General features: G+C 54.9%; 18 protein-coding genes and 2 tRNA genes. 13 read left to right on the top strand and 7 right to left on the bottom strand.

All coding sequences use genetic code 11. From position 1 onward, the window contains the following. Positions 1-170 precede the first annotated feature (170 nt). Positions 171-596, top strand: a complete 426-nt coding sequence (locus LPW11_RS10755; RefSeq protein ID WP_230998124.1) for a hypothetical protein — start codon at positions 171-173, stop codon at positions 594-596. A 416-nt stretch (positions 597-1012) separates the two neighbouring features. Here LPW11_RS10755 and LPW11_RS10750 read toward each other — a convergent pair whose 3' ends face one another. Together LPW11_RS10750 and LPW11_RS10745 are read right to left on the bottom strand one after the other, a co-directional pair. Next, complete coding sequence (locus LPW11_RS10750) at positions 1013-1483, bottom strand: hypothetical protein (protein ID WP_230998123.1); 471 nt, start codon at positions 1481-1483, stop codon at positions 1013-1015. Beyond that, positions 1399-1725, bottom strand: a complete 327-nt coding sequence (locus LPW11_RS10745; protein WP_230998122.1) for a hypothetical protein — start codon at positions 1723-1725, stop codon at positions 1399-1401. Before LPW11_RS10745 ends, LPW11_RS10750 begins: the two co-directional genes overlap by 85 nt. Between LPW11_RS10745 and LPW11_RS10740 the strand changes: the two genes are divergently transcribed. After that, a complete protein-coding gene (locus LPW11_RS10740) occupies positions 1702-2055 on the top strand; it encodes a hypothetical protein (protein WP_230998121.1) in 354 nt (117 codons plus the stop codon). The genes LPW11_RS10745 and LPW11_RS10740 overlap by 24 nt on opposite strands. 415 nt (positions 2056-2470) lie before the next feature. Here the strand turns inward: LPW11_RS10740 and LPW11_RS10735 are convergent, their stop codons facing one another. The 5 genes from LPW11_RS10735 to LPW11_RS10720 form a co-directional block, all read right to left on the bottom strand. Continuing rightward, complete coding sequence (locus LPW11_RS10735) at positions 2471-2662, bottom strand: hypothetical protein (RefSeq protein WP_230998120.1); 192 nt, start codon at positions 2660-2662, stop codon at positions 2471-2473. Next, positions 2659-2793, bottom strand: coding sequence for a hypothetical protein (locus LPW11_RS22360; RefSeq protein WP_269145408.1), 135 nt, complete (start codon positions 2791-2793; stop codon positions 2659-2661). The genes LPW11_RS10735 and LPW11_RS22360 overlap by 4 nt, the downstream gene beginning before the upstream one ends. A 146-nt stretch (positions 2794-2939) precedes the next feature. Beyond that, positions 2940-3083 (bottom strand): hypothetical protein, encoded by a 144-nt coding sequence (locus LPW11_RS10730; RefSeq protein WP_230998119.1) that lies wholly within the window; start codon positions 3081-3083, stop codon positions 2940-2942. Between the two features lie 432 nt (positions 3084-3515). Beyond that, on the bottom strand, positions 3516-3782 hold the full coding sequence (locus tag LPW11_RS10725) for a hypothetical protein (protein WP_230998118.1): 267 nt from the start codon (positions 3780-3782) through the stop codon (positions 3516-3518). 57 nt (positions 3783-3839) lie between these two features. After that, positions 3840-4088 (bottom strand): hypothetical protein, encoded by a 249-nt coding sequence (locus tag LPW11_RS10720; protein WP_230998117.1) that lies wholly within the window; start codon positions 4086-4088, stop codon positions 3840-3842. Between the two features lie 175 nt (positions 4089-4263). Between LPW11_RS10720 and LPW11_RS10715 the strand changes: the two genes are divergently transcribed. From LPW11_RS10715 to LPW11_RS10665, 11 genes are all read left to right on the top strand, one after another. Next, positions 4264-4452, top strand: coding sequence for a hypothetical protein (locus LPW11_RS10715; RefSeq protein WP_230998116.1), 189 nt, complete (start codon positions 4264-4266; stop codon positions 4450-4452). Positions 4453-4641: 189 nt separating this feature from the next. Beyond that, the gene (locus LPW11_RS10710; protein WP_230998115.1) at positions 4642-5628 is read left to right on the top strand and encodes a hypothetical protein; all 987 of its coding nucleotides are present in this window, start codon (positions 4642-4644) and stop codon (positions 5626-5628) included. 182 nt (positions 5629-5810) lie between these two features. Further along, entirely contained in the window at positions 5811-6527 is a 717-nt protein-coding gene (locus LPW11_RS10705; RefSeq protein ID WP_230998114.1) for a hypothetical protein, read from the top strand. 132 nt (positions 6528-6659) lie between these two features. Then, positions 6660-6839, top strand: coding sequence for a helix-turn-helix transcriptional regulator (locus LPW11_RS10700; protein ID WP_230998113.1), 180 nt, complete (start codon positions 6660-6662; stop codon positions 6837-6839). Positions 6840-7001: 162 nt separating this feature from the next. Next, on the top strand, positions 7002-7952 hold the full coding sequence (locus LPW11_RS10695; protein WP_230998112.1) for a tyrosine-type recombinase/integrase: 951 nt from the start codon (positions 7002-7004) through the stop codon (positions 7950-7952). After that, the gene (locus tag LPW11_RS10690) at positions 7952-9223 is read left to right on the top strand and encodes a tyrosine-type recombinase/integrase (protein ID WP_230998111.1); all 1272 of its coding nucleotides are present in this window, start codon (positions 7952-7954) and stop codon (positions 9221-9223) included. Before LPW11_RS10695 ends, LPW11_RS10690 begins: the two co-directional genes overlap by 1 nt. A gap of 1701 nt (positions 9224-10924) precedes the next feature. Beyond that, complete coding sequence (locus tag LPW11_RS10685; protein ID WP_230998110.1) at positions 10925-12241, top strand: HAMP domain-containing protein; 1317 nt, start codon at positions 10925-10927, stop codon at positions 12239-12241. 105 nt (positions 12242-12346) lie between these two features. Further along, a complete protein-coding gene (locus LPW11_RS10680) occupies positions 12347-12589 on the top strand; it encodes a ribbon-helix-helix domain-containing protein (RefSeq protein ID WP_230998109.1) in 243 nt (80 codons plus the stop codon). Then, a complete protein-coding gene (locus LPW11_RS10675) occupies positions 12574-12909 on the top strand; it encodes a type II toxin-antitoxin system PemK/MazF family toxin (protein ID WP_230998108.1) in 336 nt (111 codons plus the stop codon). The genes LPW11_RS10680 and LPW11_RS10675 overlap by 16 nt, the downstream gene beginning before the upstream one ends. 147 nt (positions 12910-13056) lie before the next feature. Next, a tRNA-Leu gene (locus LPW11_RS10670) sits at positions 13057-13143 on the top strand. 13 nt (positions 13144-13156) lie between these two features. Next, a tRNA-Arg gene (locus tag LPW11_RS10665) sits at positions 13157-13233 on the top strand. Positions 13234-13412 lie beyond the last annotated feature (179 nt).

Raw genomic sequence — 13412 nt, 5'->3', positions numbered from 1 at the left:
TTTATTTTTTACTGACACAAATCAAAAAATCACACATAAATTTCATCTATGTCAAAAAAATGCAATCGAATATCGTCTATTATGCCAGTATAAATCTAAATGATATGCTTACTTGGACCATTTGACATTCACAAGTAGACATGTAAAGTGAATTGCGAGGAGGATTTACCATGAGAATATATCTATTCTTAAAAAGTTTCGCCGAGCTTAACACAAATTTATTTATAGAAAGAGTTATTGCTTTCGCCAAGTACTATAACCATGAAATTGGAGGCATCCATATATATAACAAGGGAGAGCGCAACGACCCAATAGGCTCGATTATTGAAATGATGAACGGCTACAACTTGTCACAGCCAACGTGGTTTTTGATACACAAATGCAGCCCAGGCAATCCCTTAACCCTATTTAGGGTCGTAGACGATAAGAAGGCGGAATTCACGTCTACCGTAGTCATTTATTTAGCGGACAGTTACGATCCAGGCGTGTTCAATAGCATCTCCGAAAATGTATCTAAAACACATGGGCATTCTCTGCACCCTCCGGCGAAAGCTACAACACTGAAAGTTGTCCCCAAAAGGCAAAAGCGTAAATAGGGCTCTTCAGAGTTTTCCGTGGGTAGAGGGGTAGACGTGCTACTGACTAAATGAAGCGCTCCAGCGAGCGAGGCGCCTCAGAGAAGACAACGTGGTGGACGACCAGCAGGAAGACCGGGAGGAGCACTGGCCGATAGAAGAGATCCGGCTGAAAACGATACTGAAGGTGCACGACTTGAGGTGCAAGTACACGACGGAGAGAATCCGTACATCCAGACCAGCGTCGCTGGATTCGCCTCATCGACAGCATGGGAGGCGTGCTCTTCGCAGACGTCCAACTCGGCGGATGCAGGGGACGAGAACGGTGGCCAGCTACGTACGACTTCCCATCGATGCGGCAGCGCTTCAACAGCACATGATGGGCATTTCTTCCCTTCTTTCCACTGGGATCTCGCACAGCGCGGGCAACGGTAGAGTCACGGCCGCTCGGAGATGGAAAGATCCAGCTTCAGGTAGCGCACAATCGGCTCAGGAAGGCATTTCAGTACCACGCCCGTCTTCTCGGCCGCGTCCGAAGCCGCCTCCCGGACGACTTCGTTTCCAGCGTCATCGACCACCTCCTCCTCGATATCGACCGAGAACTCCGGCTGGCCGAGCAGCACCTCGAACTTCTGGGCCCGCCCGAGGAGGCAATCGTGTTGGAAGGTTTCATAGTTGTGGGCCAGAAAGGGTATGCCGATGTTCAGCCGGTTGCGGTCCGGCTGTGCCGGGTCGTACTGCCGCTCCGCGAGGGAACCGACGCGGTCGATCCGACCGGTGCGCTGCTCCAGCTTGGCAGGGTTCCAAGGGAGGTCGTGATGTATCACGTCGTCGCACGGTACCAGCAGCACCTGCTCCAGGAAATCGGGGAAGAGCGTGTCCTCACGGTAGCCTTCGTCATCCTCCACAGCGCCCGCGATAGATGGCGTGGCAGGCACCTCCGAGTAGCGGTCCCTCCGGTCCACACACGATGGGAAAAGATCTGGTCCCTGAGAAAGTCCGGCCGCTCCTCGATCCAGGCGACGCCCAGCTCGCGGTTGTCGCCGAGCCACGCCTTGCCGGAGAAGTTCGCACTGCCGAGGTACGCCACCGCCTGTTTCCCCCGGCGCAGGAGAAGGAGCTTCGCGTGCAGGTTTCGGGTGATGACCATTTCCTCAATGGCCTTCTTCCCCCAGATCGCGGCGAGGCGTTGCTTTTCGGCAGGGAGTGTGTCTTTCGGGATCAGGAAGAGCCGCCGTTCACGGATCGCCCCTGCGGAGCCATAGTGGGACTGCGAGAGTTCTGGCAGGAGACGTTCGTCGGTGATGAGGGAGAGTTCGGTGAGTCCTGGGAAGCGCTCGGGGAGGGCGGCCGCGATCCGCTCGCGCCGGGGGAGATATCGAAAAAGGGGGAAATAACCAGAAGAGAATCCGGATCCACGCTAGGAAACCAGCTCCGCCAACACTCGGCCAGCACGTCCAAGCCGTTTTTTTTGCTGTAGCCGGAGGGTATGAGACGGCCTTTTTTGCTGCGAAGCAGCAGTCTCGGGCAGCCGAGCAATCCGACCCTTCAGATTCTTAAGGACCGGAAGGAGCGCGCTCTGCGAAGAGGCCTTCAACCTAGATGCGTAGCAGCTCTCGAGGAATTCGGTCCACTGGCGCAGGATGTGGGTATCCGAGGCACTATCGATGCTCCAGAGGTACGACTGCATGACCTCGCGATTCCGGAACAGTCCGGTGGCAGTGAGGTTGAAGCTGCCCAGGGCCAGGCGGACCGCCTTGCGCGTGATGACCAGGTATGCTTTGGAATGGTGACATGAAAACACGGGGGACTTGTACGGGTGCAGTTCGAGGAACTGGGGGAGCTTGCCACAGGGGCGGGTCTTGCGCGCGTCGTAGATGACGAGTGGACGAATGTCAGAGAGGAGTTAGCTGCGTGCGGCTGAGTTCCATCTCCTCTTCTAAGCTGCGTCCGCAGGCGAGGTTAAGCAGTTGCTCCTCATCGAACTCATACGTAAGGATCAGCAGGTGCTCGATCGGGTCCGTTGCCTTGTCGGCGACCACCTCAGAAAAGATGTCACCGAAATTCCTGTAGCAGCCCCGGCTCATGCCGCACCTCCCGCATACTCTATCCACTTGGCGGTCCGCCCGAAGTGCCAGTCGCGCCTGTAGTGCCAGGCAACCTTCTTGTTGAGATCGGCGGGGTTCATGGCGATACCGCCCACGGCAAGTCCTGTCAACGGATGGAACGGTTTCCACACGGAATCCTCGTGCCGTCCCATGCGAGTTCCCGTGTCTGCCGGTATATCTCCGCCGCCACCGCCTCCTGCACCGCAGGGTACTGCATCCCGGTCTCCTGCACCTCATCCAGGCGACGCACATATTCCTATTCGAACACGAACTGAACCAGTCCGGCCAGGAGCTCGAAGCGCTGGCAGAGCTCCACGCGGCGACAGAGGTCCGTATGCATGCTGTAGTGCTCCAGCACCGCAGGGAAGAAGCCGGGGTAGCTCGCGGCGGTCCCCGGCAAGGTCTAGGATCGGGCGCGGCAGCGGGCTGGCCATAGCAGGGCGGTCACAGGGTCCTTCGTGCAGAATGCATCGATCACCCGCTGCCAGGCGGCCTTTTCTTTAGCGTCGGGCGGAGCGTCAAGGCTAAAAAGAGGCACGGCCTTTTCGAAAGCTGCAGAGCCGAGCACGGGCCTGTCCGCCAGCCACTCTGCTGCGATATTCTCAAAATCGACGCTTTCTCTAGAGCCCCACCCCTTTGCGAGGGCTTGGCCCTGCTCGGTCAGGCGCTGACCCTGCCGGTCAAGAAGCTCCCAGTTAATCGAAGGGCGCAAGTAGTGCCCCAGCGTTCCCTAGTAGAGGCGCTCCTCCATCAGTGAGCGGTACGCCTTTAGATCGCGCAGCCTAGAGATCTCCTCGAGATCGAGCTTGCGGTACTTATTGACGTTGATGATCTAGGTGTCATCTCTAACGTTGACGATTCCCCACAAAGCCTCCAGAGACCGGAACCTGCGGGCGAAGTCGCGGCTGGTTGGCGTAAGGCCGCTCTCGGCGAGGTGAGCAAAAGCGAAGCAGAGGAAACCATGGTAGGCAGGGTGGTTACTGAGGACGGTGAACTGCTTAAAGACGTTGTCCGCGATGGCGCTGGCGGGGCGCATGAAACCTAGAGGGTCAACAGTGCCAATGGCCCTATCAACCACTAAGTAATCAGAAAAAAACACGTATCACCCCTGTGCGATCAGTCGGCACCGCTCCAGACTCAATGACGGATCGGTGACCTAGTCGAGTCCAGGTACCCTCCGCCACTCGCCCATCACCCAGACCTCCCATCTCCCCTCTTCGTCCTTCCGCACTAGTTCCTTGGCATGCAACTCTATTCCGTCACTTCGAACCAGGTCTCTTAAATACTCACTCACGGCTTTGCCGTGGTAGAAGGCCTGAGTCCGGAAAATATCTACCTCGTACTTCGTTAGACGTAGGTTAATCAGTATCGACTTTCTCTCATCATCGTTTTTCTTTGGCCGCATCTACCCTCCAGAGGCGGGCACCTCTCCTTCAAGAGCCCACCGGTGCCGAAACTACCCCTCTAAAACCAAAAAATCAAGAGGTCGAGTTTTTGTAAAGATTTTTTATTTACACTAACACATGTAAGGATTATAATACAGGTCGTGAAGGCAAAAAAATGCAACCAGGAGGATCTACATGTACGATGTCATTCGCGCGAAACTGAAACTCCTCGAGAAACATGGATATGCCCTGACCGTGCAGTGCACCGGAGACGACGGCTGGGATGTTTCATCAACTGGCGAAAAAAAAACGATCTTTACCTCACCCTCCCCACTCGCAGTGAGCTCCTTCTTATCGGAGTACCTGGTCACGAAGATGCTGTAACCTGTCCACAGAGCTGCGAACGACTGCCCTTCCCCGAAATCCTTGGTCGTGCGCAGCTCCGCTCCCCAACGGAGTGGCGTCCTCTGGCCTTCTTTTTACACCTTACCCAGCCCCACTCGTTCTATAACAGGATGTTCGATAATTATTTTTCATAAAAAAACATTGCTTTTTCGGACGTCCGATATTATAATGACGAACATGCACACTAAAGCAAAGACATCGCCATCTGACAACACCGAAATTTCCGCGAATCTTGTCGAGATACGCGGAAAGAAGCGTCCACGCTGGACGACCCTTGCTACCGCTCTCAGGGCTGTCCGGGAAGAAGCAGCATGGCCGTTTGAAGGTGCGAGAAATTTTACCGAGTGGCTTGAGCTGAACGCCGAACACTTCGGAATGAAATCAACCATGTTGAACACCTGCATGTGGATGGGCAAGTATTACCTAGAGGACCTTACACCAAAGCTCATCCAGTGGAATATCCCAGCCCCTCCTCTCGATGAGTTGCCCGAACACATAGGCCCCGAACTGTTGGCGGACCTAAGAAAAATCTCGCGAGCTGGATTTTCCGATACGGAACGCCACTACGCCGAACGCATCATGATGGGGTCCGTGCGGTGCGCGGAGCTCCGTCAAGCTTGGGTATCCTGCAGGAAAGCAATAAAAAAACCGCATGCACGAGGGCGTGTTCCCGCTGCCAACTATGAACAAAGAGAAAGCACTCGAATGAGAGCCGGCGTGTTCGAGGCAGAAATGCTTAGCGCTATCCTTATGCACCGCGGCCTCTTAATGGAGAATGGCGAGATCATTGAATACAAGGTGCTCCATGACACTCAACAGCTTTTTCCTGATGTTCCGATGCCAGATTTTATACTTGTCCGAAGACATGCGGCAGCAGGGATATCGCTGGAAGCCATTGAGACGCGCTTACGCATGACACCGGAAGCGGAAAGGTCTGGTGGGCGGTGCAGAAACTTTTTTGACCGTGTATGGTTGGCGCTTCCTCAGGAAGTTCTCAAAAGTTATCGGAATACTTCCCAGGCTTTTTCGTGCTTTGATGGTGTTTTGGCCGTGGGTGATCAAAGAGTGACGATCTGGAAGGACTCAGCAGCTAAAACTTGCGGTGATAAGGTAGACGTGTTGATGCGTCGACTTCTGGCAAGGTTGCTATGGTAGGGGGCATCGCACTTTTATCGGGAATCCGTCCATGTCGTAGAAAAATCGAAAAGTAGGAAATTGCAGTTATTTCTACTATTCGACTAATGGATAGGCCCGAAGCAGGGTCGGCAATTTCCGGTCGTGTTTCAGGGGTCTAAATATCGTCCGAAAATTATCGGACATCCGAAAAAGGAGGATACATGGCACGCGAAAAAAGTCGTTTGACAAGGGATAGCCTTTACTTCCTCGGGAAAATCCTCGACGCGCTGACGTCCATGCCGCTCACGGCAGAAATTGTCAGGACAGTGTGCACAGCCGCAGGGATAGCAGCTGTGGGCCAGGCGGAGCTTTCTGTCTGGCTGCGGGACTACCATTCCTCTGAAACGCCTCGATCCCCCAAGGACACGATGCAGACCCTTCTCGATATGCTTCCGGAGGAGGTGCTAATCGCGCTGATTCTGTTGTCACAAGAATTTTTCAAGATCCAGGTCAAGAACCTCTATGAGGCAGATGTGCAGGCCACCATGGGCCTGCAGAGCAAAGTCATGAAACTGGAAAATGAAAAGGCGGAGGCCCAAGCAGCATTAATCGCGAAGGACGCCGAACGCCAAGATCTCGCGAAGGAACTGGAGGCTGAGAAGCAGAGGAGTTCGCAAAAGGACGAGCGCAATTTGGAGTTAGAGAAAGAGAAAGTGGAGTTAGGGAAAGAGAACGCCACCTTGCTAGGCAGACTGCAAGAGCGCTCGCAGATAAAAGGGCAGCGTGCGAAGAACACAGCAAGCGTGAAGACGCCTTCGAAACAGTCTTCAGCTCGCCCTCCGAAATCACCGATCATCGCACTGACCACTAACGACAGTGCTGGGTCTTCTCATGCCGTGCAAGATACAGCTGTCGGAGAGATTGGAGCTGGGCAATAAGCAAAGACCGCGAGATTGGGATCGGTCGTGAAGGCGAGAGAACAGGCACGTCCCGTTGACCGCACTCATCCGAAAAGAACGCAGTACATCTCAAGCAGCGGGGGATTGTTCCCCCGCCACAGGAGGGAAGCCATGTCTGAGCGTTTGCTGAGGTTGCGGGAAGTTTTGAGTTTGGTGCCGGTGAGCAAGAGCACCTGGTGGGCCGGCATCCCCGAGGTGTTCCCTCCTGGCCGGAAGTTGACGAAAAGGACGACCGTCTGGCTGGAGTCGGAGATCCATGCGGTTATTAATGGCACTTGGAGGAAGGAGTAGAAACATAGCCTGCAGTGGCTTCGCCTCCCCCAGGTGAAGCCCGAGTGGTCGGCATCACAGAGGGATCACCGTATAGACCTAGCCGCTGCGATGCGGACATGCCTACTAAACGAGGAGATACCAATGCCAGGAAGGAGTAAGACCCAAGGAACTAAGACTACCGTGGCCGAAGCGATTGCACCGGCAACCACCTTCCACGATGCGGTGCGCGAATGGCATCACAGCTACGAGTCTGAGTGGTCGCCGAGCCATAAAATGCAGGCGATTGCCATCCTCGAACGTGACGTTGTTCCCTTCTTGGGTAGAAAGCCCGTAAAGGACATCTCGCCCGCCGAGGTGCTGGAAGTCCTTCTGCAGATTGCCAATTCCCGCACGGTAGGCGTTGCTCACCGCGCCAGACTTGCTTGCAACCAGGTATTTCGCCTTGCTGTACTGACCGGAAGAGCGGAACGCAATCCCGTGGCTGAGCTTCACCGGATGCTTCCACCTGTCGACCGGGCGGAAAAACCTGCAATCGAACTGAAGGATTTTTTTCTCCTCCTGCGTGCAATAGATGTCTATGACGGCTCTACTATCGTCAAAACCTCAATGCAGCTCGCGCCGCTTCTACTTGCCCGATCGGGGGAACTCCGGAATGCGGAGTGGTCGGAGATTAACTGGGAGACTGCGGAGTGGATTATTCCCGCCCAAAAAAGAAAGAACAATAGGTCTCACACTGTTCCACTTTCTACTCAGGCAATGGTCATTCTCAGGGATGTTCACGCCTTAACTGGTCATAGTAGGTTTGTGTTCCCCAGCCAGAGGTCGCCCTTCAACTGCATCAATGAAAACGCTGTGACTGCGGCCTTCCGCCGTTTGGGCTACAAGGGAGCGGCTCCGTCTTTCGTCTTCCGTAAAAGGGCGGCAATGATTCTGCTCGAGGAGTTGGGTTACCCGAGCGATTTAGTTGCATGCCAGCTCGGACACACCATCGACGACCTCCATTCGCGGAAATTTTACGCTCGGGAATCGACCCGTCTTGTTCAGCGGCGTGAAATGATGCAGCGGCTGGCAGACTACCTGAAATCGGCTAAGAGTGGCCAGAGGCTCCCTAACAAAGGAGGTGATGTGTAATGTCAAAGCGTATTCCGCCCTTAGCAGATTTCGCGATAAAAAACGCGAAGCCGAAAAGCAAGGATTATAAGCTTTCGGATGGCTACGGACTGTACCTGCTGGTTAAGCGTACTGGGGTAAAGTTGTGGCAGATGCAGTACCGGTATCATGGCAAACCGCAGACGATATCCTTCGGCTATTATTCCGACAAGAACGGCAGAATAATTTTATCTCTGTCCGATGCTCGGGATAAAAGGGATGACGCCCGGCGTCAGCTCCTCAAGGGCCTTAACCCGACTGCCGTACGGAAGCAGGAAAAGGCGACAGCGCTGAAGGAAGAAAACAATACCTTCGAAGTAGTCGCGCGGCAGTGGCACGAAAAATTCAAGTCCTCTTGGGAAGAGAAAACTGGTCGCAGAATCTTAGCCAGTCTCAAAAAAGATGTCTTTCCTATCATCGGCAAAACTCCTATTAGTAAGATAGAGACACCAGATATGGTGGACCTGCTTAGCAAAATCGCGGAGCGAACCCTGGAGACCGCGCATAAAATAAAGATCTCTTGTCAAGGGGTATTTAGACATGCCGTTCTTACCGGTAGCATCAAACATAGCCCCATGGCCGACATGCGTAACGTCCTGCCCTCTGTTAAAAATAATCATTTTGCGGCTCCCACGACACCGAAAGACTTAGCGCCTCTTCTCCGCGCGATAGATGGCTATGAAGGTACCCTTGTGGTCAAGTGCGCGATGCAATTTGCCCCCTTGGTATTTGTTCGTCCGGGAGAACTACGGCACGCCGAGTGGAAGGAAATCGATTTCGAGGCAAAAGAGTGGAACATTCCAGCAAAAAAAATGAAGATGAAGAGAGATCACCTGGTTCCGTTGTCAGATCAGGCTATAGAGATCCTTAGGAAGCTGCAGCCTCTCACGGGGCACAGTCCTTACATATTCCCAGGCCAGCGATCGCTGCTTCGGCCGATGTCCGACGCAGCGGTCAACGCCGCATTCCGTCGCATGGGTTTTGGAAAAGACGTGATTGTCGGGCACGGATTTCGAGCGACTGCACGTACGATTCTCGCCGAAGTTTTTTATTTTCGCGTTGACATCATCGAACACCAGCTTGCGCACATTGTTAAAGACCCGACTGGGCGCGCGTACAATAGAACTGAATTCCTTCCATATCGACGTGTAATGATGCAGAAGTGGGCAGACTTCCTTGATATGATAAAAGAAAATAACTTTGACCCCTCCCCCATCATATTGGAGGTTAGCGAGTTAATAGCCATCAGCTGATGTGCAGGTGGCATTCGAACTGCCTTTCGAGAACGAGACCGGCGCCGGCCACTGTTTCCACCTGTCGTCGGCGCCGTTTCTGTACCGCCCCCATCAATTACGAACAGATTTCGGTCAAGCCGCCATGCGGTAACCCACCGTGGTCACCACGAGCCTTGCGGAGGCCACGCCCCAAGACATTCCGCGTGAAGTATTCGGCTACGACGTCTCACGTGGAATTTTTCCACGGTGCTTGACAGGATTGTCTGGGTGCAGGGGCGCTGTGCAGTCCGTGCCGGATCAGGTTTGCGATGGGAGGTGGCGATGAGATCGAGGGGCGTTGCCTTGCCCAGGCTCTCCCCTCGATGGCCACTCGACGCGGAGCGCCTTCTGCGGGTTAGGTTCGTGGCCCCTTGACAGACCTGTTGAGCCCTGATACTAAGTGCACAGTGGAACAGAAACAGTGGAATTCAGCGTACATCTTGGCGGCAGCCATTTTGGCGACAAGTGTTGTCGTGGCTGACGTACAAATGAAAGTGCGGATGCAACCTTGGTGGTATTTTTGAAGGTGTCCACTAAGCCCCTTTTTGAAAGGGATAAATTTTACTAGGACTTACGTCGCGTATTGTATTCCGTCTGGCGGGATCGAACTCGGAAAATCCCGTGATTTTCTTTGAAGGTACCCTTGAAGGTAGGCGCCTTGGTTCTCGCGGAAAAGTTACTGTACTTTCAATAGGTTGTATGACCGATTCGATTCCGACAATCGGCTCCAAATGAAAAGGCACCCAGCGAAAGCGGGTGCCTTTTTCTTTGCTACCTCTCGATCCGGAGGATGGCGATTCAAACACCGTCCCCCCATCATGGAATCCTCAAATGGGAAGCCTGACCCCGCGACAGCTACAGCTTGAAGGTCCTCGGTCGTACGGTCATTTCTTCATGTAAAGGTTTTTTGCCCTAAAAAGGAGTCGCAGTGCCATCATCACACCAATTGCATTCAACAGTGGGGATTGCATCAAGCTGAAAAGAATCACAATCGCAAAGGAGTACAGCGTCAGTTCAACCTTTTCAGGCCTCTTCATTTTCACTCCGTTCATTGCTGAATCCTTGGTGGATGTGTTTGGCTGCCTACGCCGCACCTGCAACGACGTTGCTATGGCCGAGAGCAGTTTGCTCGTTGCTCGGTGGCGTCGACGGGAACACAGGTAACGCCTTGCCCTTGGAGGAGCAGCCCGAACAAGGTAGAGCATTGCTTTCGCCTCGTCAAGACCGTGCTCCGACACAGTTCCTTCCAGTACATTCCCTACTGCTCTTCGGCTTGACTCCGTCAACCGCTCTCTGCAATAGAATGGTCCCACGACTGTGCCACTACAACAATGGGCACCACGGCAGCACTCAGGACTTCAGCGGGTCAGACCGACGCATTTTAAGTGGGTTGCGAGAAGGGCGACTCAATCCACGCTATCACCATGGAACCGACGCCAGACTCGGACAATCGGCTCCAAATTGAAAATGCATTTCTCGATCTGGACGATGGCGATTCTAACACTCGCCTCCGCCGTTCATGGAATCCCCAAATGCAAAGCCTGACCCCGCGGCTGCACTGCCCCCGCGGCTGACCCCGCGGCGGCAATTGCTATTTCTCCTTTTTTGAGGTACCCTTACACCGCTTTCTGAGGGGGCGAGTCCCCCACGGCCTGACTCACAAGAAGGATTCGATCTAGCATGTTGAAGAAGTTTTTGTCTTTTTCCCTCCGTACCCACCTCCTCCTGATGGTTTCCCTCCTTACCCTTCCCGCCATCGCCATTATCGTCGACTCCGGCTTCCAGCAGCGAAAGGAAGCGATGAAGGCGGCGGTCTACAAGAGCAGCCGGCTCGCGGACAGCATCGCGACCGAGCAGTACAACCTCACCGGTAATGCGGCGGAACTGGCGCGGGTGCTCGCGCAATCTGCGGAGCTGGCCACCGGCAACGCTGCGGCGGCCTCGTCGCTTCTGGCGCGCGTCCACAAGGCCAGCGGCGATTACGGCAACATCGTGATCACCGACCGGGACGGCACGGTGTGGGCCTCGGCGCTGCCGATGACCAAATCGTTTTCTCTCAAGGACAAGCGCAGCTTCTACGACGCCCGAGACAAGCGCCGCTTTGCGGCAGGGGAGTACGTGGTCGGCAAAATCTCCAACCGCCCCACCATCGGCTTCGGCTACCCCCTCATCTCCGGCAACGGCGCCTTCAACGGCGTCATCATGCTCAACATGAACTTCCCGCGCTTCAACGATCTGGTGCGGAAGACGGCGCTCCCGAAGGGATCCACTTTCGCCATCGTGGACCGCAACGGCGTGGTGGTGAACGAGGGGCCCAACGCATCGACTATCATCGGCCAGAGGGACAGGCTCTTTGAACGCATGGCCAACGGGGAGCCGGAGGAGTCGTTCATCGAGAAGGACCAGCGGGGGGAGAAGGAAATCGTCTCCTACCGCGCGCTGCGCCTCACCCCGGAGGCACCCCCCTACCTGTACGTGCGGGTGAACGTCCCGCTGAAGGACACCCTCGCGCGGGCGCAGCACCAGCAGCTGAAATACACTGCGTTTCTCTCCATCTGCCTCCTCGGCGCCTTCGCCGCGTCGCTGGTGCTCGGGAAGCTCGTCTTTCTTGACCGCATCCGCAAGCTGCGTGAGGTCTCGCAGGAGGTGGCCAACGGGGAGTTGCACGTGAACGTCTCGGAAAGCGTTAAAGGCGGCGAGCTTGGCGAGCTTGCCATCGCCTTTGACGATATGGCGAAGCAGATAGAGGCCCGGGAGATGGCGCTGAAGGACGTGGCGAAAGAGCGTGAGGAGGTAATCGGGCTCCTGCAGAAGGCGTTGCAGGATATCGACACCCTGAACGGCATGCTCCCCATCTGCTCCTTCTGCAAGAAGATCCGCGACGACAACGGCTACTGGAATCAGCTGGAGGCATATATCTCCAGCCGCTCCCAGGCCCTTTTCAGCCACTGCATCTGTCCGGAGTGCAGCAAGAAAATGCTGGCGGATCTGGAGTAGGGAGGGCGGTGGCTCCAGACCTCAATGTATCCATGGTATCTGAGCAATGTTGACTCTCGGCGGCTCCACAGGTAGGATAGATTGTCATACTAAGGAGCTCTCCCCATGCCTAAAGCGAAGTTGGCAGTTACCCTTGATGAAAAGACCCTCTCTGAGGTGGACACCCTCGTTGCTCAACGCATCTTCCCGAATCGCAGCCGCTTGATCGAGGAAGCGGTGCAAGAGAAACTTGCCCGGCTGAGCAGGTCGCGCCTCGCCCGTCAATGCGCCCTCCTGGATCCCGATTTCGAGAAGGCCATGGCGGAGGAAGGCATTGGAGGGGATCTCGAGCAATGGCCCGAATATTAAGAGGAGAGATCCGCTGGGCTGACCTGAACCCTGTGCGCGGCAGCGAGCAAGGCGGCATGAGACCCGTTCTTGTTATCAGCCATGACGTCTTCAACGCACGGTCGGGAACTGTGATTGCCGTTGCCCTTTCGAGTCAGCCACAGCGCGCCGGATTCCCCCTGACACTGGAGCTAACGTCGGCTCACCTTCCGAAGCGCTCGTGGATCAAAATCAGCCAGGTAAGGACGCTGGCGATAGAACGGCTCGGCGAAAAGATAGGGGAAGTAAGTCCTGAGGAACTTGTACAAGTGATCGAGGGTCTTCAGGAGATCGTGGGTTAAGGAAATGACGTCAAGCCTTCACTGAATTCGCGGACAGAACAAATTTTTGAGGTGTGCCTGTCACGAAACTCTTGACTCCGCCTTTCATCCCTGCTAAATTGTCGACTCTTTTGGCCACGCATGATCGGCCGGAAGGGCGGTACGAAAGCCGGAGTGGCGGAATTGGTAGACGCGCTAGATTCAGGTTCTAGTGAGGGTTCCCTCGTGCTGGTTCGATTCCAGTCTTCGGCACCAAAAACTGCATAATGCGCTCGTAGCTCAGCTGGATAGAGCACCAGACTACGAATCTGGGGGTCAGGAGTTCGAATCTCTTCGGGCGCGCCATTTAAAAAGAAGGGGTTACGTCGACGACGTAACCCCTTCTTTCATTTCAACCACGACCCTCCCTTTCTCCCTCTCCCCACTGGCAGCGCAACACCTTCACGATATAATTAGGGCGCTCACGAGTTTCTTTCATTATCCGCCTGCTCCATCCGGCTCACATCGATGCGCCGCAACTCTCC

Origin of the sequence: Geomonas sp. RF6 (assembly GCF_021044625.1) — a bacterium.
In the GTDB taxonomy this organism is placed as follows: domain Bacteria; phylum Desulfobacterota; class Desulfuromonadia; order Geobacterales; family Geobacteraceae; genus RF6.
Note: the sequence above shows the minus strand (reverse complement) of the source record. Positions and strands in the feature narration are given on the sequence as shown.

Bases quoted from the DNA above. Each gene is read 5' to 3' on its own strand.
- LPW11_RS10745 (WP_230998122.1), bottom strand. From the start codon at position 1,725: ATGGTCATCACCCGAAACCTGCACGCGAAGCTCCTTCTCCTGCGCCGG.
- LPW11_RS10705 (WP_230998114.1), top strand. From the start codon at position 5,811: ATGGCACGCGAAAAAAGTCGTTTGACAAGGGATAGCCTTTACTTCCTC.
- LPW11_RS10720 (WP_230998117.1), bottom strand. From the start codon at position 4,088: ATGCGGCCAAAGAAAAACGATGATGAGAGAAAGTCGATACTGATTAAC.
- LPW11_RS10680 (WP_230998109.1), top strand. From the start codon at position 12,347: ATGCCTAAAGCGAAGTTGGCAGTTACCCTTGATGAAAAGACCCTCTCT.
- LPW11_RS10690 (WP_230998111.1), top strand. From the start codon at position 7,952: ATGTCAAAGCGTATTCCGCCCTTAGCAGATTTCGCGATAAAAAACGCG.
- LPW11_RS10715 (WP_230998116.1), top strand. From the start codon at position 4,264: ATGTACGATGTCATTCGCGCGAAACTGAAACTCCTCGAGAAACATGGA.
- LPW11_RS10755 (WP_230998124.1), top strand. From the start codon at position 171: ATGAGAATATATCTATTCTTAAAAAGTTTCGCCGAGCTTAACACAAAT.
- LPW11_RS10735 (WP_230998120.1), bottom strand. From the start codon at position 2,662: ATGAGCCGGGGCTGCTACAGGAATTTCGGTGACATCTTTTCTGAGGTG.
- LPW11_RS10710 (WP_230998115.1), top strand. From the start codon at position 4,642: ATGACGAACATGCACACTAAAGCAAAGACATCGCCATCTGACAACACC.
- LPW11_RS10700 (WP_230998113.1), top strand. From the start codon at position 6,660: ATGTCTGAGCGTTTGCTGAGGTTGCGGGAAGTTTTGAGTTTGGTGCCG.
- LPW11_RS10675 (WP_230998108.1), top strand. From the start codon at position 12,574: ATGGCCCGAATATTAAGAGGAGAGATCCGCTGGGCTGACCTGAACCCT.
- LPW11_RS10685 (WP_230998110.1), top strand. From the start codon at position 10,925: ATGTTGAAGAAGTTTTTGTCTTTTTCCCTCCGTACCCACCTCCTCCTG.